This is a genomic window from Pseudomonas sp. FP453, from assembly GCF_030687495.1.
In the GTDB taxonomy this organism is placed as follows: domain Bacteria; phylum Pseudomonadota; class Gammaproteobacteria; order Pseudomonadales; family Pseudomonadaceae; genus Aquipseudomonas.
Genome location: NZ_CP117435.1, coordinates 609,608 through 631,584, shown reverse-complemented (window position 1 = coordinate 631,584; position 21,977 = coordinate 609,608). Strand labels below are relative to the sequence as shown.

At 60.5% G+C, this 21,977-nt stretch carries 12 protein-coding genes, 2 tRNA genes and 4 pseudogenes; 4 read left to right on the top strand and 14 right to left on the bottom strand.

Features of this window, described 5'->3' with window-relative positions:
- Positions 1–163: 163 nt before the first annotated feature.
- Positions 164–250 (top strand) — tRNA-Leu (locus PSH87_RS02730).
- Positions 251–403: 153 nt separating this feature from the next.
- Positions 404–490, top strand: a tRNA-Leu gene (locus PSH87_RS02725).
- A gap of 46 nt (positions 491–536) precedes the next feature.
- Here PSH87_RS02725 and PSH87_RS02720 read toward each other — a convergent pair.
- Genes PSH87_RS02720 through PSH87_RS02710 form a run of 3 tightly spaced genes read right to left on the bottom strand, consistent with a single transcriptional unit; the run spans position 537 to position 6,070 of the window.
- Positions 537–2,072 (bottom strand): surface lipoprotein assembly modifier, encoded by a 1,536-nt coding sequence (locus PSH87_RS02720; RefSeq protein WP_305432401.1) that lies wholly within the window; start codon positions 2,070–2,072, stop codon positions 537–539.
- A gap of 28 nt (positions 2,073–2,100) precedes the next feature.
- Positions 2,101–2,934, bottom strand: coding sequence for a Slam-dependent surface lipoprotein (locus tag PSH87_RS02715; RefSeq protein ID WP_305432400.1), 834 nt, complete (start codon positions 2,932–2,934; stop codon positions 2,101–2,103).
- Positions 2,935–2,992: 58 nt separating this feature from the next.
- Positions 2,993–6,070: a TonB-dependent receptor domain-containing protein gene (locus PSH87_RS02710; RefSeq protein ID WP_305432398.1), complete on the bottom strand. Its 3,078-nt coding sequence runs from the start codon at positions 6,068–6,070 to the stop codon at positions 2,993–2,995.
- Between the two features lie 211 nt (positions 6,071–6,281).
- Here PSH87_RS02710 and PSH87_RS02705 point away from each other — a divergent pair.
- Both PSH87_RS02705 and PSH87_RS02700 read left to right on the top strand, forming a co-directional pair.
- A pseudogene (locus tag PSH87_RS02705) lies at positions 6,282–7,296 on the top strand (extracellular solute-binding protein).
- Positions 7,296–8,862, top strand: a pseudogene (locus PSH87_RS02700) (ABC transporter permease). Before PSH87_RS02705 ends, PSH87_RS02700 begins: the two co-directional pseudogenes overlap by 1 nt.
- Before the next feature lie 94 nt (positions 8,863–8,956).
- Here the strand turns inward: PSH87_RS02700 and PSH87_RS28745 are convergent.
- From PSH87_RS28745 to PSH87_RS02650, 11 genes and pseudogenes are all read right to left on the bottom strand, one after another.
- A pseudogene (locus PSH87_RS28745) lies at positions 8,957–9,472 on the bottom strand (methyl-accepting chemotaxis protein); the annotation flags it as partial.
- 390 nt (positions 9,473–9,862) lie between these two features.
- Positions 9,863–9,916: pseudogene (locus PSH87_RS28740) on the bottom strand (hypothetical protein); the annotation flags it as partial.
- 1,114 nt (positions 9,917–11,030) lie between these two features.
- Positions 11,031–12,320 carry an adenylosuccinate synthase gene (locus tag PSH87_RS02690; RefSeq protein WP_017734963.1) on the bottom strand — a complete coding sequence of 430 codons (1,290 nt, stop codon included), beginning with the start codon at positions 12,318–12,320 and terminating at the stop codon, positions 11,031–11,033.
- 54 nt (positions 12,321–12,374) lie between these two features.
- A complete protein-coding gene (locus PSH87_RS02685) occupies positions 12,375–13,562 on the bottom strand; it encodes an ATP phosphoribosyltransferase regulatory subunit (RefSeq protein WP_305432396.1) in 1,188 nt (395 codons plus the stop codon).
- A gap of 293 nt (positions 13,563–13,855) precedes the next feature.
- Positions 13,856–14,722 carry a protease modulator HflC gene (hflC, locus tag PSH87_RS02680; protein WP_017734961.1) on the bottom strand — a complete coding sequence of 289 codons (867 nt, stop codon included), beginning with the start codon at positions 14,720–14,722 and terminating at the stop codon, positions 13,856–13,858.
- Positions 14,722–15,897 carry an FtsH protease activity modulator HflK gene (gene hflK / locus PSH87_RS02675; protein WP_017734960.1) on the bottom strand — a complete coding sequence of 392 codons (1,176 nt, stop codon included), beginning with the start codon at positions 15,895–15,897 and terminating at the stop codon, positions 14,722–14,724. The genes hflC and hflK overlap by 1 nt, the downstream gene beginning before the upstream one ends.
- A gap of 96 nt (positions 15,898–15,993) precedes the next feature.
- Positions 15,994–17,295 carry a ribosome rescue GTPase HflX gene (gene hflX / locus PSH87_RS02670; RefSeq protein ID WP_017734959.1) on the bottom strand — a complete coding sequence of 434 codons (1,302 nt, stop codon included), beginning with the start codon at positions 17,293–17,295 and terminating at the stop codon, positions 15,994–15,996.
- A gap of 12 nt (positions 17,296–17,307) precedes the next feature.
- Positions 17,308–17,568 (bottom strand): RNA chaperone Hfq, encoded by a 261-nt coding sequence (hfq, locus tag PSH87_RS02665; RefSeq protein ID WP_016976904.1) that lies wholly within the window; start codon positions 17,566–17,568, stop codon positions 17,308–17,310.
- 94 nt (positions 17,569–17,662) lie between these two features.
- Positions 17,663–18,634 carry a tRNA (adenosine(37)-N6)-dimethylallyltransferase MiaA gene (miaA, locus tag PSH87_RS02660; RefSeq protein WP_017734958.1) on the bottom strand — a complete coding sequence of 324 codons (972 nt, stop codon included), beginning with the start codon at positions 18,632–18,634 and terminating at the stop codon, positions 17,663–17,665.
- Positions 18,634–20,550, bottom strand: coding sequence for a DNA mismatch repair endonuclease MutL (mutL, locus tag PSH87_RS02655; protein WP_032864692.1), 1,917 nt, complete (start codon positions 20,548–20,550; stop codon positions 18,634–18,636). Before mutL ends, miaA begins: the two co-directional genes overlap by 1 nt.
- The gene (locus PSH87_RS02650) at positions 20,550–21,971 is read right to left on the bottom strand and encodes an N-acetylmuramoyl-L-alanine amidase (RefSeq protein WP_026136555.1); all 1,422 of its coding nucleotides are present in this window, start codon (positions 21,969–21,971) and stop codon (positions 20,550–20,552) included. Before PSH87_RS02650 ends, mutL begins: the two co-directional genes overlap by 1 nt.
- Positions 21,972–21,977 lie beyond the last annotated feature (6 nt).

Genomic DNA, 21,977 nt, shown 5'->3' with positions numbered 1-21,977 from the left:
ATTTCAGGCATCAACAAGCGTTTAAAAGCCCTTTGGCGCCCTTTCCAGGCACCTTGCACGACCATTGGCGAAATATTCCAGGTTTTTTTCATGGCAGGGGTTTACAGCTCAAAAGCCCCTCCGTATAGTGCGCGCCATCGACGACGGCAACGTTGTTGATGTTGCCCAGGTGGTGAAATTGGTAGACACGCCAGCTTCAGGTGCTGGTGATCGCAAGGTCGTGGAAGTTCGAGTCTTCTCCTGGGCACCAAATTCAGATCAAACCCGCGAAAGCGGGTTTTTTCGTTTCAGGTCTTTGATTTCTAAAGCAAATCCCGATTTATTTTTTTGAATCAGGGGTTTACAGATCTAAAAGCCCGCCGTATAGTTCGACCCATCAGCAGCGGCAACGTTGTTTGATAATGCCCAGGTGGTGAAATTGGTAGACACGCCAGCTTCAGGTGCTGGTGATCGCAAGGTCGTGGAAGTTCGAGTCTTCTCCTGGGCACCAAATTCAGATCAAACCCGCGAAAGCGGGTTTTTTCGTTTCTGACCTCCTAAAAACTCTTTTCGACTTTGAGTGCCACTTCGGTCTGGCGGTAGGTGTATGCCCAGTCGATGCTGCTCGCGTTGACCGTACGCTTCACGTAAAGGCTGGGCACCAGGCCGGCGAACTTGAATCGCGGCACGGCCAGGTTGGCGATATAGATCTGCTGGCGATCTTCGCGCAGGCCGCCGAGAAAAGCGTCCGCCTCGTCATAACGCGTACGCCGGTACAGCGCGGTGGCATTCAGATTGATCCCCACATCAAACATCCGATACAGACCCAGGCTGGCCATGTACTCCTTGTTGCGGGCCGATTCCTGCGGCTGGGTGCGGCGCGTGTAGGTCAGGCCGCCGTACACCAGGGTCTGGCTACCCAGCAGGTAGGAAGCAGAACCGCCCACCATGCGCTCGTCGTAATTCTCGAAGTAATCGCGCTCTTCACCCTGGAAGCGAAAATGCTTCTGTTGCGCCTGGGCGGTAAGTTGCAAGCGCTCGGTCAGTGTGTGTTTCCACTCGGTACGCAGCCCCGTCGCCTGATACTTGTTATGTCGATCACCCCAGTAACTCTCGAACAGCGGTGAGACCGACACATCATCCAGCGCACTCAAGTAGTTGTAGCCAACGTAGATCACACTGGTGTTGTCGTCGTAATAGGTCTGCGGCTCGTCTTCCTTGTGCCGATGGTAGTAATTGCCGTAACTCAACCCGCGCACCAGCAGGTGGTGGTTGCCCTCGATCTGAAAACGCCGCTCGGCCACCGCGTCATACACCAGGCTGGAGGATTTGATTGGCACGGGCATCTTGCGGTTGGTCTCGACGCACTCAAAAAAACTGCACACCTGAGTACGCGTGGTCATGCCGTTGGCCTGGTTGATATTGCTGTTGTAGCCAGTGCCCATCGACACCGAACCATGCCAACTGTCGCGCTCGCGCAATGCGCCTTGATACCCCTCCAGCACCGGCACCACCTGCTCGGGCACCGTGCTTTGCGCCACTTCTTCAAACAACGCCTTGGCTTCGCGGGATTGATTGTCTTCGAACAGCGCTCGCGCCAGCTCCAGCTTCGCCCGGACGAATGAAGGATTTTGCGCCACCGCCCTGCGCAGGCTGGCAATCGCTTCGCGGTAGTGCTTGTCCTGACGGGCCAGCATGCCCTCAGCCATCGACACCAACGCCGGCTCATGGCCGGGCAACTGGCGGTAGCGCTCGACGAACTGGCGCACCTTGGACCACTGCTGCAAATTCAGCGTGACGTAGATCGCAGGGCCGAGGTCTTCCAGGGTGTTCTGCACGTTATAGGTGCGGCCCTCGATGGTGATCAGCGAGGCGTTGTCCTTCGCCGGATCGGTATCCACCAGGTGGGCGCGCTCACGCTCGGCCATGGTGCGGTCGATCTTGTTCAGCAGTTGCCGGGTGTCGTCTTCATCGGCCCAGGCGGTGCAGGCCAATGAACTGAGGAATAGGGTTAAAGCAAGCCGCAAGGGCAGGCACAGGGGCATGTGGGTCAGATCCAGCGAAGGGACGATGATGAAAAAGGGAGAGATCAACTCTCCCTTTTCTGACGCGGGGTTTTAGTTATTGCTTCTTGCCGCCGAAGGCGACGCTGGTGGCGGTATTGCCAGTGTTGTAGATACCGGCCATGGCTTCTGCACCGGTGCCGTAGAACTGGCCTTTGATAGTAGTGGTAGCGTTTTGGAACGAGCCGTTCGACGCAATATTGGTACCGCTGAAGTTCACAGTACCTGCACCGCCAGCAATGGAGCCTGCGATGGTGCCGGCGCTGCCACCGTAGTTGACGTTCAGGGTCCCCGAGGAAACGCTTGGCGCGCTTGGATCGAATCGCTTGATACCGACTACGTCGTACTTGGCGTTAACCAAGGTTGGCATGGCGGTCGTCGCGTTTTCACCAGCGTAGAACACCGTACGGTTGGCGCTGGTCAGGTTCAGATCCGTGCTCTTATCCGGCTGAACGCCGGTTTTACGCGGTGCCCATTCACCGAAGTACACCTCGACACCCGGCACCTTGGCGATCACTTCACCGCCAAACTGCGGGAAGTTAGGCAGCGGGTCGGAGATCTGGCGGTAGGAATACACTTGCGTGCCGTAGGCGACGGAAGATTTCCAGGTTTCGGAGATCTTCACGTTGTTCATCACGATGTGCGCGGATGTAGTACCGGCGGTCGGGAGCAAAGCGTTGGTTTGAGCGATGGGGCCGCTTTTGAAACTGACAATCTTGCTGATATCAGCAGTGCCGCCCACGACCGTCGGCATCGCGATGCCAACTTCGCCAGAACCTTGCAAGTTAGACAACCCCACCGATACATAAGCCGTGGAAGAGCCGCCCGTCACAGCAGCAAAACTGGTCGAAGTGGCAAATGCCAGAGCAGTAAACACAAACAGCTTTTTCATAACAACTTCCTAGTTAGAATGATAAAAACCACTGTTTTTGATTAAAAACAGCAAAAAATCAGAATCGCGCGGTCAAACCAAGTTTCATGGTTCGGCCAGGCGCCGGCATCATGACGCGAGCCAAAGGATCTATGTAATAGCGATTGGTCAGGTTATTGACACCAAAATCCACATCGAAATTCTTGTTTACGTGATAGCTGGCGTAAGTATCAAACACCCAGATGGGATGCCAGTTAAAGGGACGGTTATAACCATCCACATACTGCACGCCGTTGCGAATCCACTCTTCTTCGTCTTTATTCACCGCACTGCTGTGATAGACCATGCGTCCACCCAACTCCAGGCTCTCGTTAAACAAGCGCACACCGCTGTCCAGGTTCAGCGAGTAAGTCGGTTGCATACTGCTGCGCGAGAACGTGGTCGGGAAGCCAGCGGTCACGCAAGTTGAGATGGCCGCATTGTAATAAGGATCTAGCGTTGCCGCGTAATCCTTGTCGCACAACTTTTGCTTAAGACGGTAACTGGCAGAAAAATTACTGAAGTATTTGCCACTGTCAAAGCGTGTTTGTAGCTCAATGCCCGAATACATTTTCTTGTCATATTGAACAATCGCAAAATTGTAGTCACGATCAACGAAGTCACGAATGGTATTGTCGTAATAGTTTATTTTGAAGTCGGCATGACGCAAGCTTTTAAAGAAGCCGGTCAAGTCATGCACATAACCCACTTCCCAATTATAAGAATGCTCTGGGCGCATTGCGTTGTTCGATGCGTCGGGCCCAAAAGAACTCCCCCCGCGTGCTTGCGTATCCTCATAAATGGAAGCAAAGCGGACAAATTCTGTATAACGCGCATAAATTCGAGCACGCTCACTCAAGAAAATCGTCGCCCCGGCCATGGGGGCCCAAGCACTGTCCTTGCGTTTTTTGGGAAGCGCCCACCTATTCGTAGGCGGTTCACTCAGTACGGGAGCGCCAGAATAACCTTGATTGACCACATACTTTGCATAGTCCCCCGAGGTCCCTTGGGGGTCAGTCACTTTTTCCTGAAGATTAATGCTGCCATTCAAAAAAGGATTCTTTGAGCGATCCAACGTAAATCCATTAAATGGCACCTCGACCACTTCCTCGGTATAACGCACCCCATTAATCGTGTCCTTTGCCAGCATATCTGGAAGATACTCTTCAGACTCAATGCCCTCAGCGACCATTTCATATACCGCATTCACATACCGCTGATTTTCAGCATCTGTCATAACCCGCCGATACGTGAAGCTCTTCGCCACCGCACTTCCATTAATCTGCCAACCCTGATCCTGATTCTCCCGATGCTTCTTAAGCCCCGTATCCATCGAGTTGTAATCGCTATACCGCGCCCCCGCTGTCAGCAACAACCACGGCGTCGGCGTCCAGTCGGCACTGAACGCAAAGTTATACTGCTGCCGCTCACCACTGCGCGGCCCCATATAGCGGTTGCCATACGTGAACTGGGTGGACGAGCGCCCTTGCGATGCATCGGTCTGATCCAGCTTCTCTTCGCTGAAATCGCTGGACAGCGTCAACGCTACATCATCGCTCAACTGCAACTTGTTGCTCACATTCACGCCCCAGCGATCATGCTGGGAAACTTGCAGGGCCTTGGCGTAAATCGAATAACGCCCATCGGTGTTCGGCAACTTTTCCGGCGCAGTTCCACAACGACTCGGGTTGGCGCCGGCCTGGCACTGCACATAGTTATTCCACGCCACGTCCTGGTCCCGAACATCGTGGGCTGAGATGCCGTAGACGTCGTCGCCGTTCTGATGCCGCCGGGTGTTGCTGCGGGTCATCCATAGACCGGTCTTGAGGTCGATCAGCGGGTTTTCCGGGTTCCAGTTGTAAGTCAGGTTGTAGGTATCTTGCTTGAGTTCGCTGTAGGGCATTTGCAGGCCGATGTTGTTCTCACCGGCCTTGGCCAGCCCCACGTAATAATTGACCAAGTAAGGCGAACTCTCACCGTACTCCGACTCGTTGTGCATATACGACAGCTTCAGGCTTTGCTCGTCGGACAGGTAGAAAGTGCCCTTGAGCAACGTTGTGCGCATCTCGCTGGAAGTGTTGGCGACTTCGTGACCAGGCAAGTAAAGATTCGCCATGTAGGCCTGCTGGTTAGGGTTTCCCGAGGACGAGTTGGCATCGGCCTTGGCGTCGCTGAACCAACTGTCGGTCTTGTAGCGCTTGGCCCCGCCCTTGCCACTGAAGTAATTGCCTTTGCTGCGGTAGCTGTAGGCCGCGAACAGGTCGAAGTTCTCCTGACGAGTGCCAGTGGCCAGTCGAAACGCGTTGTCTTCAAAGTTGAAGTTGCCGGAGTGCTTGCCGGTGTTCGGGCTGAATTCAGTACCGCCGCCGCCCTGGGTGAAGACCAGGTTGCCGTCGTAGCCCGCGTAGGCCCCCGGAATATCGCGATAATCACGCCCGAGGGTCTTTATTGCGGTCTCGTCGGGCTTCACCGAATTGGTCCCGGTCTCAGTCTTGAGCTCCAGCGCAAAGGTTTCGCCCGGCCGCAGGATGTCATCCAGGTCGAGGGTCTTGATCTCCACCGAACCACCCACGCCGCTCTTGATATCCGGGTTCAGCGATGGCCCCTTCTCCACCGAAATACTGCCGATCATGTTCGGATCAATGTAATTGCGGTTGGCCACACCCGCCGAGCCCATCCACACCGCCGTGGCCTGCTCGGTGCCATCAACGGTAACCGGAATGCGCCCTTCGCCCTGGATGCCACGGATGTTCGGGTCCAGCGCGCCGCTGTTGCGCGAGTCGCCGCTGTACACGCCGTTGAGGCCCTGGAACACATCCGCCACGCTGGTGCCCTTGTAGCGCTCCAGCTCGGTCTTGCCGACGTAGACGTTGGAGATGTCCTTGGCGAAGACATTGTTGTGCCCGCGCTCATCCTTGGTCTCGAACTCGCCGTTGACTTCGATGGCCTGCAGTTCGTGCTCGGCTTTCTCTTCGACGCCGCCGGGCAGCTCGATGGGATTGGAACCCATCTTGATCGGCGTATCAGCGCAGACATACGGCGCGGAAAACGCCATCAGAATCGAGCAAGCCAAAGGCTTCAAACGGCTTAAGGACGGGGGTGGGCCAAAGGCGGACATAGCGGGAACCTGTAGTGGTCATGCACTGCGATAGGCCCTCTCGGGCGACGCAGTGATACTACTCACAGATACGAATGAATCTCACTTGGCTTTGTATGCAGAACGAAGTAATTCCTATGCGGTCGGCGGTTTTCCCGCGGAACGGCCCTTGAGAAACAATATCGTTTATCATTGTTTCCAGATATGTAGCCGTAAGCGAGGATGTACCCGCATGACGATTCGCAACAAACCCCTGCTGCGCGGCCTGGCCGCTTCTCTCCTGAGCCTGGTGCTTGGCGCCTCCACCGCAATGGCCGCCGACCCGGTCACCCTCACGCTCTACAACGGTCAGCACAAGGAAGTCGGCGATGAACTCGCCAAGGCCTTCGAAGCCAAGACCGGCATTCACGTCAACGTGCGCAAAGGCAGCAGCAACCAGCTGGCCAGCCAGGTCGTCGAAGAAGGCGCGCGCTCCCCGGCCGATGTGATCTACACCGAAGAATCACCGCCGCTGAACAAACTCGGCGAGCAGGGCATGCTGGCCAAGATCGACGCCAGCACCCTCGACGTCTTGCCCAAGGACTACGTCGGCGCCAATGGCGACTGGATGGGCGTGACCGCGCGCACCCGTGTCGTGGCCTTCAACCCGAAACTGATCGCCGAGAAAGACCTGCCCAAGTCGGTGCTGGATTTCGCCGGCCCCGAGTGGCAAGGCAAGGTCGGCTTCGTGCCCACCAGCGGCGCGTTCCAGGAACAGGCCGTGGCGATCATCAAGCTGCACGGGCGCGACGCCGCCGAAGAATGGCTGACCGGCCTGCGCGCCTTCGGCAAGGTGTACAGCAACAATATGGTCGCCCTCAAAGCCGTGGAGAACGGCGAAGTGGCCACCGTGCTGGTGAACAACTACTACTGGTTTGCCCTGAAAAAGGAAAAGACCCACCTGGATTCGCAACTGCACTACTTTACCGATGGTGATGTCGGCGGCCTGATCACCGTGTCCTCGGCGGCGGCGCTCAAATCCAGCAAGCACCCCCAAGGAAGCCCAGCAACTGCTGGCGTTCATGGCCAGTGAAGAAGGCCAGCGCGTGATCACCAACACCTCGGCCGAATACCCGCTGCGCAAGGGCATGGAATCCAGCCGTGGCCTCAAGCCCTTTAGCGAGCTGCAACCGCCGAAGGTCACCCCCGCCGACCTCGGCAACGCCGAAGAAGCCTTGGACCTGGAACGTGACGTTGGCTTGAACTGATGAACCCATCGCTCCCCGCCCCCGCCCTGCGCGGGGGGTTCAGGCCACGACGCAAAACGGCCGTCGGTCTGGCTGCTGTTGCCCGTGCTGTTTCTGGTCGGCCTGAGCCTGCTGCCGCTGGCGTATGTCGGGCTCAAGGCGTGGCAGGCAGGCTGGGCCGAGGCCGTGCATCTGTTGTGGCGGCCGTATGTGTTTGGCCTGCTGCGCAACACCCTGGCGCTGATGGTGGGTGTGACGCTGACGTGTGGCGTGGTCGGGCTGTCGCTCGCGTGGTTGCTGGAGCGCAGTAACTTGCCAGGGCGACGTATCTGGGGCGTGATCCTGTGCCTGCCGTTTGCGGTGCCGGCGTTTGTCAGCAGCTTTACCTGGGTGTCGCTGAGCGCCAGCTTCGAAGGGCTCGGCGGCGCGATCCTGGTGATGAGCCTATCGAAATACCCGCTGGTGTTTCTGCCGGTGGCGGCGACGCTGCGCAATCTTGATCCGTCTCTGGAAGAGTCCGCGCGCACCCTGGGGCTGAACCGCTGGGGCGTGTTCTGGCGCGTCACCCTGCCCTTGCTGTGGCCGTCGCTGCTTGCAGGGGCGCTGTTGATTGCGTTGCACATGTTGGTGGAGTTCGGCGCATTGTCGATCATCGGCTTGCAGACCTTCACCACGGCGATCTACCAGCAATTCGAACTGGAATTCAGCAACGCCAATGCGGCGATGCTCTCGGCGGTATTGCTGGTGATGTGCCTGACGCTGCTGTGGCTGGAGCTGCGCGTGCGCGGCAAGGGCCGCCACGTGCGTATCGGCCAGGGCGCGGCGCGGCATGCCGAACAGGTGCGCCTGGGCAAGTGGGCGCCGCTGGGGCAAGTCTATTGCCTGACGCTGGCGATCATCGGCAGTGGCATTCCGCTGGGGATGCTCGGCTATTGGCTGGCGGTCGGTTCGTCGGCAGCGTTTCCGGTGGCGGCGATCAGTGAGGCGCTGCTGTCCTCCCTGGCGCTGTCCCTCGGCGGCGCCGCGCTGTGCCTGGTGCTGGCGGTGCCGGTCGGGCTGCTGGTGGTGCGTTACAAAGGCCAACTGGCGATCTGGGCCGAGCGCTTGCCGTACCTGCTGCACGCCCTGCCCGGCTTGGTGATTGCGTTGACGCTGGTGTATTTCGCGCTGCATTACGTGCCGGCGTTGTACCAGACGTCGGCGCTGTTGCTGATTGCGTATGCGCTGCTGTTTTTGCCCTTGGCCCAGGCGCCGATCCGTACGGCGTTGAACAAGGCGGCACCGCAATTGGAAGAGGCTGCGCGCACGTTGGGCGCGTCGTCGTTCAGCGCGTTTTGCCGGGTGACCTTGCCGATTATCTTTCCGGCGTTGGGGGCGGCGTTTGCGTTGGTGTTTCTGGATGCGATGAAGGAATTGACGGCGACCTTGCTGCTGAGCCCGACGGGGTTGAATACCCTGGCGACGGCGGTGTGGGCGCATACCTCGAATGTGGAGTTTGCGGCGGCGGCGCCGTATGCGGCGTTGTTGATTTTGGTTTCTGGGTTGCCGGTTTATTTGCTGACGACGCGGATGTATCTGAGCCGCTGAGACCGCTATCGCAGGCAAGCCAGCTCCCACACTCGGAATACATTCCAACCTGTGGGAGCTGGCTTGCCTGCGATGAGGCCGGAACAGACGACCTCTAAGCCCGAAACTGCCCCAGGCTGGCCTTCAACTGCGCCGCCAACCCATCCAGCACCTTGCCACTGGCGGTCGTCTCCACCACCGCCTGCGCCGCACGCTCGGCCTGGGCATGGATCACCTCGACCCGCCCACGCACCGCCTGCGCGCCCTGCGCCTGGTGCTCAGCAGCACGCGTCGCCAACCCAATCGCCGCATGCACTTGCTCCACCGAAGACTGCACCGTCTGTTGCAAACGCACACTGTCACGCAGCACCAGCAAACCTTCATTGGCCTGGCGCCCGGCCTTGCCGATGGTTTCCACCGCTTCCCGCGCACCTTGCTGCAACGCGACGATATGCGCCTGGATATCACCGGTGGAGCTCTGGGTCTTGCTGGCCAGCGCACGCACTTCGTCCGCCACCACCGCAAACCCACGCCCGGTCTCGCCGGCACGCGCAGCTTCAATCGCAGCGTTGAGCGCCAGCAAGTTGGTTTGCTCGGCGATGCCGTGGATCACCGTCAGCACCACTTCAATCTGTTCGCTCTGCTGCGCCAGGCGCTCGATGACCTTGGAGCCGGCCTGCACCTGCCCCGCCAGCGCTTCGATCAGTTCGCCCACTTCGGTGGAGGTGCGCGAGTTTTCATCGGTGGCCTGGCGAATATCCACCACTTGCTGCAATGCAGCCTGCATCGCATGGCTTTCGGCCTGGGCTTCGTCGGCCATTTGCGACAACGCGCGCAGGCTCTCGGCAACTTCGTCGCGCTGCAAGCCGGCGGCCGCGTCGGCGCCGGCGTTGCGCAGGGTCATGGCGCCGATTTCCACGCCGGTGCGCTGGGCCACATCGCCCGCTTCACGCACGATGGGCTGCAACTTATCCACAAAGCGATTGACCGCCGAGGCCATGTCGCCGATTTCGTCCTTGCTGCTGATTTGCACACGCTTGGTGAGGTCGCCCTCGCCCGCCGCGAGGTCGTCCATGGCGGCAATCAACAGCTTCAGGCGATTGACCACACGCCGGCCGAGCACGATGGCGATCAGCAGCAATACACCCAAGCCAACCAGGGCCAGGCCCATGCCGATGCGCCAGCGCAGAGTGCCGGCGGCTTCCTGTACGGCGCTGGTGGTGTTGGCGGTCATCTGGGTGGCGGTGGCTTGCGCCGATTGCAGGCGCGCGCCCATGGCCGTCGCGCTGTCGGCGGCGGCGCCCTTGAGGCTGTCGCCGACCAGTTGGTCGCCGCTGGCGATCAGGGCGGCGAAACGCTTGTCCAGCGCTTGCAGGTCGGCCTCTACCGAAGCGGTCGAGACGCCCATGAGGACTTTGCCGATTTCCACGCCGTTGGGGCTGATCGACGCCTCGACGTAGTACACCGACGGGTCGTTCTTGGCGGCATTCAAGACTTTGTCCAAAGCGCGGTCGCCCTGGCCTTTTTCCAGCAGGGCCTTGTTGATCGGGTTTTCCCGGTTCAGGTAGCGGGTCAGGTGCTCACCCGCTGCGTCGTCGTAGACCACAAACAATACGTTGGGATTGCGCTGGGCACGCCGGGCGAATTCCGACAACGTCGGCACATCGCTGTCCCACATGGCGCGCGGCGCCACCGAGGCCAGCAGTTGGGCCATGTCATTGGCGGAGTCTTTCAGGTCTTTTTCCAGGGTCGCACGCAGTTGCTTCTGCTCTTCCTGCAGGCGCGTCGACAATCCTGCCGTCAGACGCTGGCGCGTGCTCGTCGACAAGCTGTCCAGGCTGGACGTGACTTCCTTGCCCGCCTGCGCCAATTCGCCAGACAGTTTCTGGCTGTCGATGCCCAGGCGATTGCTCAAATCGGCTTCCAGCGCGGTCACGGTGCTCCGCGTCAGAGCGACGGCCACCAGCACTTGCACCAAAAGGGCGATACCTAGGGTAACGAACACCGGCCGCAACAGACGGCTTTGTAACAATGAGAGAACGGCAGACATCGGGAATCCCTCCACCACGGGTGCCATTAAATTGATAGCACCGCGAAAGAGACAACCGAAGCAAAGGTCGTGCCGCCCGGACGGCAGAAACGACAAAGGGCTCCCGAAGGAGCCCTTTGCTTTTTACATCAACAGCTTATTACGCGAACGGGTGACGCAGAACGATGGTCTCGTTGCGGTCCGGGCCCGTCGAAATAATGTCGATCGGTGCGCCGATCAGCGCTTCAACACGCTTGATGTAGGCACGGGCGTTCGCTGGCAGTTCTTCCAGGGTCTTGGCGCCCACGGTCGATTCGGTCCAGCCCGGCACTTCTTCGTACACAGGCTGCAGGCCTACGTAGCTGTCGGCGTCGGTCGGGGCAACATCATTACCGTTGGCGTCTTTGTAGCCGACGCAGATATTGATGGTTTCCAGGCCGTCGAGTACGTCCAGCTTGGTCAGGCAGATGCCCGAGATGCTGTTCACATCGATAGCGCGACGCAGGATAACGGCGTCGAACCAGCCGCAACGACGGGCACGGCCGGTGGTTGCGCCGAACTCGTGGCCTTGCTTGGCCAGGTGCGCGCCAACGTCGTCGAACAGCTCAGTCGGGAACGGACCCGAACCTACACGGGTGGTGTAGGCCTTGGTGATGCCGAGGATGTAGTCCAGGAACATCGGGCCAACGCCGGAACCGGTGGCAACGCCGCCAGCGGTGGTGTTGGAGCTGGTCACGTACGGGTAGGTGCCGTGGTCGATGTCCAGCAGGGAGCCTTGGGCGCCTTCGAACATGATGTCTTTGCCGGCGCGACGCAGGTCGTGCAGCTCAGCGGTCACGTCCAGCATCAGCGGCTTGAGCAGCTCGGCGTATTCCTTGCACTCGGCCAGGGTCTTGTCGAATTCGATGGCTGGCTCTTTGTAGTAACCGACCAGCATGAAGTTGTGGTAATCCACCAGTTCACGCAGCTTGTCTTCAAAGCGCGGCATGTTGAGCAGGTCGCCCACACGCAGGCCACGACGTGCAACCTTGTCTTCGTACGCCGGGCCGATGCCGCGACCGGTAGTCCCGATCTTCAGCTCGCCACGGGCCTTTTCACGGGCCTGGTCCAGCGCAACGTGGAAGGACAGGATCAGCGGGCAGGACGGGCTGATACGCAGGCGCTCGCGCACCGGTACGCCTTTCTCTTCCAGCTTGATGATCTCGCGCAGCAGGGCGTCAGGTGCAACCACCACGCCGTTGCCGATCAGGCACTGCACGCCTTCGCGCAGCACGCCCGACGGGATCAGGTGCAAGACGGTTTTTTCGCCATCGATGACCAGGGTGTGGCCAGCGTTGTGGCCACCTTGGTAGCGCACTACGGCGGCAGCATGTTCGGTCAGCAGATCAACGATCTTGCCTTTGCCCTCATCACCCCATTGGGTGCCCAGGACTACGACATTCTTACCCATAACACTTGTCCTCATTCGCGCAAACTTGGTGCCGGCGATGGCCGGCAGGAAAACTCAAGAAGCCAGTGGCGATACTTGCCAAAGCCCGTTCTGCTGAATCAATTGCCGGTCGCAGTCCGCTTCACGGGCGGCGGCCAATGGCTGCCCAGGCAAGGCCTGGACGACACGCTGACCCTCACTGCGCAACTGGCAAACCTGCTGCCAGAGTGCTGCGTCCGTACTGTCGGGCATCCAGATGCCACCAGACGGTAGCTCGACCTCAGCACGCCCCAGGGTCACCAGGGTTTTCAAATCGGTAGAGAAGCCAGTCGCCGGACGGGCGCGACCGAAGTCGGCGCCGATGTCGTCATAACGACCGCCTTGGGCGATGGCTTGGCCAACGCCCGGTACAAACACCGCGAACACCACACCGGTGTGGTAGTGGTAGCCGCGCAACTCACCCAGGTCAAAGTACAGCGGCAGCTCCGGGAAGCGCGCCGACAACCGCTCGGCAATTGCCAGCAGGTCGTCCAGCGCAGCCAGTACCGGCGCCGGCGCCTTGGCCAGACGCTCGCGCGCCGCTGCCAGCACTTCACGACCGCCGCACAGGTTGACCAGTGCACGCAGCATCTCGGCCAAGTCCGCCGGCACGCCTTCGGTCAAGGCGATCACTTCATCGATGGCCTTGCGTTGCAGGGCATCGAACAGCTGTTGTTCCACTTCACCGGACAAGCCGGCCGCACGCGCCAGGCCACGGTAGATACCGACGTGGCCCAGATCCATGTGGACATCCGGCACGTCAGCCAGTTGCAGCATGGCCAGCATCAAGCTGATCACTTCAACGTCACTGCTCGGGCTCGCATCACCGTACAACTCGGCGCCCAACTGGATCGGGCTACGGGAAGACGACAATGCACGCGGCTGCGCATGCAGCACGCTGCCGGCGTAGCACAGGCGGCTCGGGCCTTCGCGACGCAGGGTGTGCGCATCGATGCGCGCCACTTGCGGCGTGATGTCGGCACGGAAACCCATTTGCCGGCCCGATTGCGGGTCGATGACCTTGAAGGTGCGCAGATCCAGGTCCTGGCCCGCGCCGGTCAGCAGGGATTCCAGGTACTCGATATGGGGGGTCACGACAAACTCGTAACCCCAGCTCTGGAACAGATCCAACACCTGGCGACGCGCTACTTCAATGCGCGCAGCTTCTGGTGGCAGTACTTCTTCGATGCCATCTGGCAGCAGCCAGCGGTCTACCGTTGCCATTACGCCAATCCCCTTTGATCCGGGCGGCCAGCCCTCGGCCGAGCCTTGAGTGAAGCAGAAAATACCCGCCCCCTGCATAAACCACGCGCAAGAGCGACGTGACGAACGGCCTGTAATCGGCCTCGTCGGGCACTTTCCTCGAAAAACCTGTCACGCCTGCCGAATCAAACATGCAGACGCAAAAAAGCCGGGAATTTCCCGGCTGCCGCATCATACACCCGTTTTCTGAAAGGATCACCCCGCCAGGCGTTTTAGCCGCCCGACGGAGTGCGTCCTACCCAGTGACGAGCTGATTACTTGGATTTTTCCAGGTAGCGGAAGAAATCGCTACTTGGGTCCAGCACCATGACGTCGGTTTTGTTCGCGAAGCTTTCACGGTAGGCGCGCAGGCTACGGTAGAACGCGTAGAACTCCTGGTCCTGGCCGTAGGCCTTGGCGTAGATCGCGGCGGCCTGGGCATCACCATCACCACGGGCCACTTCGGACTCGCGATAGGCTTCTGCCAGCAGTACACGACGCTGACGGTCGGCATCCGCACGGATACCCTCGGCCAGCTCGTTACCCTTGGCGCGGTGCTCACGAGCCTCACGCTCACGCTCGGTGCTCATACGCTCAAAGACGCTGCGGTTCACTTCCTTCGGCAGATCAATGGCCTTGACCCGAACATCGACTACTTCGATGCCCAGCTCTTTTTCCGCCATTGCATTCAACGAACGTGTGATGTCAGCCATCAGCGCGTCACGTTCACCGGACACCACCTCGTGCAGGGTGCGCTTACCAAACTGGTCACGCAGGCCCGACTCAAGACGACGCGACAAACGATCGTCGGCGAGTTGCTTGATACCCGAGGTTGCCGTGTAGAAACGCTCGGCATCCTTGACGCGCCACTTGGCGTAGGCGTCAACCATCACGGCTTTCTTTTCCAGGGTCAGGAAGCGCTGCGTCGGTGCATCCAGGGTCATCAGGCGCGCATCGAACTTGCGCACCTGGTTGACGAAGGGGACTTTCACATGCAGGCCCGGCTGGACATCTGCCTGGACCACGCGACCGAATTGCAGCATCACCGCGCGCTCGGTCTGAGACACGATGTAGAAGCAGTTCCAGGCCGCGATGACCACGACGACGCCCACAATCAGGGCGGTCAGCGATTTATTGCTCATCAACGACTCTCCCTGCTACGTGTTTGCTGTTGCAGCAAGTCAGCGGCCGCACGGGCGCTCGCTTCGTTGGCAGCGGCTGTCGAACCGGTGGCCGGTGCGCTGGTGCTGCTACGACCACCTTCGATCATCTTGTCCAGCGGCAGGTACAGCAGGTTGTTCTGCCCACCTTTGTTGCCGGTCACGAGAACCTTGCTGGTGTTGCTGAAGACTTCCTGCATGGTGTCCAGGTACAGACGCTCACGGGTAACTTCCGGTGCCTTGCGGTACTCGGCGACCAGTTTGGTAAAGCGATCTGCTTCACCCTTGGCGCGGGAGACCACTTCGTCACGGTAACCGTTGGCATCCTCAAGGATACGCTGGGCCTGACCACGGGCTTCCGGCACGACGCCGTTGGCGTAGGTTTCAGCCTGGTTGCGCGAACGCTGCTCGTCTTCACGGGCGCGGATCACGTCATCGAAGGCTTCCTGCACTTCACGCGGTGCCGCTGCGCTCTGTACGTTCACCTGGGTCACGGTGATACCGGTGCGATAGGTATCGAGGAAACGCTGCAGGCGTTCCTTGATTTCGCTGGCCATCAGTTCACGACCTTCGGTCAGCACCTGGTCCATGGCGGTGGAACCCACCACATGGCGCAGGGCGCTTTCGGTCGCGTGCTGCAGGCTGACTTCAGGCTGATCGACGTTCAGCACGAAGTCTTGCAGGTTGCTGATCTTGTACTGCACGGTCAGCGGCACTTCGACGATGTTCTCGTCTTCGGTCAGCATCTGGCCCTGCTTGGTATAGGCACGCTCACGCGTGACGTTTTCCATGTACTTCTTGTCGATCGGCGGGAAGTAGATGTTCAGGCCCGGGCCGACAGTCTCGTAGTACTTGCCGAAGCGCAGCACCACGGCTTGTTCCTGCTCGTCCACGACATAGACGGCGCTGTACAGCCAGACGGACGCCAGCACGACAAGACCCAGGCCCAGCAGGCCATAGCCGCCGCCCTTGCTTGTGCGACCGCCATCGTCACCACCACGTTTTTTTCCACCACCGAACAACCCATTCAGGCTTTCCTGCAGCTTTCGGAAGGCCTCGTCGAGATCTGGTGGCCCCTTGCGGTCGCCATTATTGCGGCGTTTACCACCCCAAGGATCCTGATTATTCGAGTTGCCACCCGGCTCATTCCAAGCCATAGCGCTCTCCATCTGATAAAGCAAAGACGCACCCACGGCGCGCCGACCAATGCTACAGAATGCCTGCTACTGCGGCACAACCGCTTTCGGAGGCTTTTATTGCAAAGTGTGTTGTTCGATGAACTCTGTCGGTACAACGCCTTCACGACTGACCAGCCGATTAAGCTCCGTGCGCGGCAATCGAACGGCCAGCAAGCTGACACCTTCTTCGTCGTATTCTTCTTTCTGTACTGCGCCCAGCTCGAAGAACTGTGCACGCAGTCGAGCAAAACGCTGGGGCAAGCGCAAGGTGCCGACGAACAAATCACTGCCAAGCAACTCGGCAATGGCTTGTTCAAGCAGCTCCAGACCACTGCCATCACGCGCCGACAGCCAGACCCGCTGGGGCTTGCCGTTCTCATCGCGCTGGATTTGTGGCTCAACGCCTTCAAGCAAATCGAGTTTGTTATAGACCTCGAGGATCGGCAAGTCCTGGGCACCAATCTCGCCCAGCACCAGCATCACCTGCTCGATCTGCAACATGCGATCCGGTTCGGCCGCATCGATCACGTGCAACAGCAGGTCGGAATTGCTCGACTCTTCGAGCGTAGACCGAAATGCCTCGACCAGCTTGTGGGGCAAGTGACGAATGAAACCCACGGTGTCGGCCAGGACAATCGGCCCCAGGTCGTCCAGATCCAGACGGCGCAGGGTCGGGTCGAGCGTGGCGAACAACTGGTCGGCCGCGTAGACGTCGGATTTGGTCACGTTGTTGAACAGCGTGGACTTGCCGGCGTTGGTATACCCCACCAGGGACACGGTAGGGATATCCGCGCGGGAACGACCACGGCGCGATTGCTCGCGCTGGCTGCGCACTTTCTCGAGGCGGCCCTTGATCTGGCGCAGGCGCACCCGCAGCAGGCGGCGGTCGGTTTCCAGCTGGGTTTCACCCGGGCCACGCATGCCGATACCGCCACCTTGACGCTCAAGGTGAGTCCAGCCGCGAACCAGCCGGGTGCTCATGTGGTCAAGCTGGGCCAGTTCAACCTGGAGCTTGCCTTCATGGGTACGGGCGCGTTGGGCGAAAATATCGAGAATCAGACCGGTACGGTCGATCACGCGACACTCGAACACACGTTCGAGGTTACGTTCCTGACTGGGCGTGAGGACGTGATTGAAGATCACCAGATCGGCTTCTTCGGCGTGGACCAGGTCGCGTAATTCCTCGACCTTGCCGCTGCCAATCAGGAATTTGGCGGTTGGCCGATGACGCGGTACGTTAAAAAACGCAACGGTCTCGGCGCCGGCCGAATTCGCCAACTCCTGAAACTCCTGCGGATCTTCGCGCGCCTCAGGGTCCTGTCCATCCAAGTGAACGAGGATTACCCGCTCACCACCACCGTGGCGCTCAAAGAACAAAGGAGACTCCTATCAGGCGTTACCTGGCTCAGCGTCAGCTGCTTCATCACCCGCTGCGCTTGGCAGACGGATTGGACGCACTGGAACGACTGTCGAGATAGCGTGCTTGTAGACCATCTGGCTGACGGTGTTTTTCAGCAGGATCACGAACTGGTCGAACGACTCGATCGTGCCTTGCAGCTTGATACCGTTGACCAGGTAGATGGAAACCCCCACTTTCTCTTTACGTAAAGTATTCAAGTAAGGGTCTTGTAGCGAATGCCCTTTTGACATGTGCCGCACTCCTTTAAGGATCAATAATAAAAAATCGGAAAATAGATAGCTCAAGGCCGTCACACCCCCAAGGATAGACGGCAATTGCAAGGACTCAGCTCAATATGGAGACCGTTCCCAAGTATTTCAAGGCGCGTGACAGATTGTCGCTGTCCAGGCTGTCCAGCCAGTGCAAATCGCTCCAGCTGCGCAGCCAGGTGAACTGGCGCTTCGCCAATTGGCGCGTGGCTATGATGCCGCGTTCCTGCATTTCGGCTGACGTCAGCTTGCCATCCAGATGATCCCAGACTTGGCGATAGCCTACAGCACGTATCGAAGGCAACCCTAGATGCAGGTCACCTCTGGAACGCAGTGCTACGACCTCGTCCACGAACCCCTGTTCCAACATAATTGTGAATCTTTGTGCAATACGGTCATGCAGCACCTGGCGATTCGCCGGGGCAATGGCCAGATTCGCCACAGTATAGGGCAATTGTGACCGTCCAGATGCGCCTGCGTCGGCACTTTGCGCAGTTTGTTTCAGCCGATGTTCAGTCATGGTCTGGCCGCTCACACGCCAGACTTCCAACGCACGGCTGAGACGCTGCGGGTCATTGGGGTGAATGCGCGCGGCGGATACCGGGTCAATGGCTGCCAATTGGTCGTGCAAGGCTTGCCAGCCAAGGCGCGCAGCCTCTTCCTCAAGCTCGGCGCGCACCTGGGGGTCGGCCGCCGGCATATCCGCCAGGCCTTCCTGCAAAGCCTTGTAATAGAGCATCGTACCGCCCACCAGCAGCGGAATATTGCCGCGTGCGGTGATCTCGGCCATGGCGGCCAGGGCGTCGGTGCGGAAATCCGCCGCCGAATAGCTCTCGGCCGGGTCGATGATGTCGATCAGCTTGTGCGGATACTGGGCCAACAGCTCCTTGGACGGCTTGGCCGTGCCGATGTCCATGTCCCGGTAAACCAGGGCAGAGTCGACGCTGATCAACTCGCACGGCAACACTTTGCTCAGCTCGATGGCCAAGTCGGTCTTGCCTGCGGCCGTGGGGCCCATCAGGAAGATCGCGGGGGGCAAGGCACTCATCAGCGACCGCGCAAGAACAGTTTGTCCAGATCGTCCAGGCCCATTTGGGTCCAGGTCGGTCGGCCATGGTTGCATTGCCCGCTGCGCTCGGTGTTTTCCATGTCGCGCAGCAACCCGTTCATTTCCGGCAGGGCCAAGCGGCGGTTGGCGCGGATGGCGCCGTGGCAGGCCATGGTGCCGAGCAGCTCGTTGATATGCGCCTGCACGCGGTCGCTGGTGCCGTATTCCATCAGGTCGGCGAGCACGTCGGCGACCAGGCGGTTGGCCTCGGCCTGCTTGAGCAGCGCCGGGATCTGGCGGATGGCCAGGGTTTCCGGGCCCAGGCGTTGCAGCTCAAAGCCGAGCTTCTGGAACACAGCGGCATGCTCTTCGGCGCAATCGGCTTCGCGCTGGCTGACCGCCAGGGATTCCGGCACCAGCAGCGGCTGGCCGCTGAGGCCTTCGCTGGCCATGGCGATCTTGAGGCGCTCGTACATGATCCGCTCGTGGGCGGCGTGCATGTCCACCAGCACCAGGCCGTGGGCGTTTTCCGCAAGGATATAGATGCCCTTGAGCTGCGCCAGCGCGTAACCCAACGGCGGAATATCACCGCCACCTTCCGGCAAGGCCACCGCAGCACCCGGCTCGGCGCCCGGCAACGGCGCGAAAAACTCGCGATACGCCGCCTGCGCTTCAGCCACCGGCACGGCCGATTGCGGACGCGGCGTGTATTGATATTGATAGCCCGCACCCGCGCCGCTGCCCGGCGCCGCGAACGATGGCTGCGGCGGCGTCGATTGCAGCAGGTTGCCGGCCAGGCTCATTTCGCCCTGAGGGCCAAACTCACCCGCCTCCGGCCCACTCGGGCGCACCACGGCCGTGACGATCGGCGCCGCCAGATGATCATCCGGGCGCACATCGCCCAAGGTGCGGTGCAAGGTGCCATAGAGGAAGTCATGCACCATGCGGCCATCGCGGAAGCGTACTTCGTGCTTGGTCGGGTGCACGTTGACGTCCACCACCGAGGGGTCGACCTCGAAGAACAGCACAAACGTCGGGTGCCGCCCGTTGAACAGCACGTCGCGATACGCCTGGCGCACCGCGTGGGCCACCAGCTTGTCGCGCACTGCACGACCATTCACGAAGAAATACTGCAAGTCCGCCTGGCTGCGGGAGAACGTCGGCAAGCCAACCCAACCCCACAGGCGCAAACCGTTGCGTTCGATTTCAATCGGCAGCGCCTGCTCCAGGAAGCCCGCGCCACAAATCGCCGAAACGCGGCGCGCACGCGCAGCTTCGTCGTGGGCTTCGTGCAGGCTGAGGATGGTCTTGCCGTTGTGGCGCAAATGAAACGCCACATCGAAACGCGCCAGGGCCAGGCGCTTGATCACTTCTTGCAGGTGATCGAATTCGGTTTTTTCGGCCTTGAGGAATTTGCGCCGCGCCGGGGTGTTGAAGAACAGGTCGCGCACTTCCACCGAAGTGCCCACCGGATGCGCCGCCGGCTGCACACGAGGCGCCATGTCGCGGCCCTCGGTTTCCACCTGCCAGGCCTGTTCGGCACTGCGGGTGCGCGAGGTCAAGGTCAGGCGCGCCACGGAGCTGATGGACGCCAGCGCCTCACCCCGAAAGCCCAGGCTCATCACCCGCTCCAGGTCTTCGAGGTCGCGGATCTTGCTGGTGGCGTGACGGGCCAGGGCCAGCGGCAGGTCATCGGAAGAGATGCCGCTGCCGTCGTCACGCACCCGCAGCAGCTTGACGCCGCCCTGCTCCACGTCCACGTCGATGCGCTTGGCGCCGGAGTCGATGCTGTTTTCCAGCAACTCCTTGATCACCGATGCCGGACGTTCAACCACCTCACCGGCGGCAATCTGGTTGGCCAGGCGCGGGCTGAGCAGCTCGATGCGCGAGCCGTTGTTCAAGACTGATTCACTCATTACTGTGCTGCCAATTCGGTGCCGGGGATGGTCAACACCTGGCCGACTTTCAATTCATCGGTCTTCAGGCTGTTGGCGCTGCGCAACGTCGCGGCCGACACCTGGAAGCGCACGGCCAGCATGGCCAGGGTGTCGCCCGGCTGCACGCGATGGTCACGCGGGCCCTGGGCGATCTTGCCGGAGTCGCGCAGCCAGGCGATATACGTGCCCGGCGGCGGGTTCTGCTGGAAGAACTGGCGGATACCCGCGCTGATCGAACGCGCCAAGGCCTGCTGGTGACTGGCGCTGGCCAGCTTCGAGGCTTCGTTGGCGTTGGAGATAAAGCCGGTTTCCACCAGGATCGACGGGATGTCCGGCGACTTCAACACCATGAACCCGGCCTGCTCCACGCGCTGTTTGTGCAGCGAGGTGACCCGACCGATGTTGCTCAGGACTTTCTGGCCGACGTTCAGGCTGGAAGTCAGCGAGGCGGTCATCGACAGGTCGAGCAGCACGCCGGCGAGCATTTTGTCCTTGTCATCGAGGGACACGTTGCCGGCCCCGCCGATCAGGTCGGAACGGTTTTCGCTGTCGGCCAGCCAACGGGCGGTCTCCGACGTGGCGCCACGGTCCGACAGGGCAAACACCGAAGCGCCAAACGCGGCGGTGGACGGTGCGGCGTCGGCGTGGATGGAGACGAACAGGTCGGCGCCCTTCTTGCGGGCGATCTCGGTACGCCCGCGCAGCGGGATGAAGTAGTCGCCGGTGCGGGTCAGCTCGGCGCGGTAGCCCTTCATGCCGTTGACCTGGCGCTGCAGTTCGCGGGCGATGGCCAGCACCACGTCTTTTTCATGCTGGCCGCGCGAGCCCGAGGCGCCCGGGTCTTCGCCGCCATGGCCGGCGTCGATCACCACGATAATGTCGCGCTTGCCCGCCGGGGCCGGTGGCAGCGGCGGCAACTTGACCTGCGGCTGTGTCGGGTTGACCGGCACCGCAGGCACCGTCGCGACACTTGGCGGTGGCGCTGGCGGCGGGTTGGCGTCGGCAGCGTTGTCGAACAGATCGACCACCAAACGGTTGCCGTACTGGGCGTTCGGCGCCAGCACGAAGCTTTTCGGAGTGACGGTCTTTTTCAGGTCGATGACCACCCGCAGGTCGGTCGGCGTACGCTGGGCCGAGCGCATGGCGGTAATCGGGGTGTTGGCGGTGGAGACCTTCAGCGGCGCGGCCAGGGTCGCACCGTTGATGTCGATCACCAGGCGATCGGGCGCCGTCAGGGTAAAGACACTGTGTTGGACCGGACCAGACAGGTCGAACACCAGTCGCGTGTTATCCGGCGCTCGCCACAGGCGCACACTTTTCACCTGCGAAGCAGCCAGAGCATTGACAGTCATTGCCGCAAGCAACACCCCTACGACAGCAACCAACGCGCGAAAGCGCATACCTAA

Bases quoted from the DNA above. Each gene is read 5' to 3' on its own strand.
- PSH87_RS02715 (WP_305432400.1), bottom strand. From the start codon at position 2,934: ATGAAAAAGCTGTTTGTGTTTACTGCTCTGGCATTTGCCACTTCGACC.
- PSH87_RS02710 (WP_305432398.1), bottom strand. From the start codon at position 6,070: ATGTCCGCCTTTGGCCCACCCCCGTCCTTAAGCCGTTTGAAGCCTTTG.
- PSH87_RS02690 (WP_017734963.1), bottom strand. From the start codon at position 12,320: ATGGGTAAGAATGTCGTAGTCCTGGGCACCCAATGGGGTGATGAGGGC.
- PSH87_RS02685 (WP_305432396.1), bottom strand. From the start codon at position 13,562: ATGGCAACGGTAGACCGCTGGCTGCTGCCAGATGGCATCGAAGAAGTA.
- hflC (WP_017734961.1), bottom strand. From the start codon at position 14,722: ATGAGCAATAAATCGCTGACCGCCCTGATTGTGGGCGTCGTCGTGGTC.
- hflK (WP_017734960.1), bottom strand. From the start codon at position 15,897: ATGGCTTGGAATGAGCCGGGTGGCAACTCGAATAATCAGGATCCTTGG.
- hfq (WP_016976904.1), bottom strand. From the start codon at position 17,568: ATGTCAAAAGGGCATTCGCTACAAGACCCTTACTTGAATACTTTACGT.
- miaA (WP_017734958.1), bottom strand. From the start codon at position 18,634: ATGAGTGCCTTGCCCCCCGCGATCTTCCTGATGGGCCCCACGGCCGCA.
- mutL (WP_032864692.1), bottom strand. From the start codon at position 20,550: ATGAGTGAATCAGTCTTGAACAACGGCTCGCGCATCGAGCTGCTCAGC.
- PSH87_RS02650 (WP_026136555.1), bottom strand. From the start codon at position 21,971: ATGCGCTTTCGCGCGTTGGTTGCTGTCGTAGGGGTGTTGCTTGCGGCA.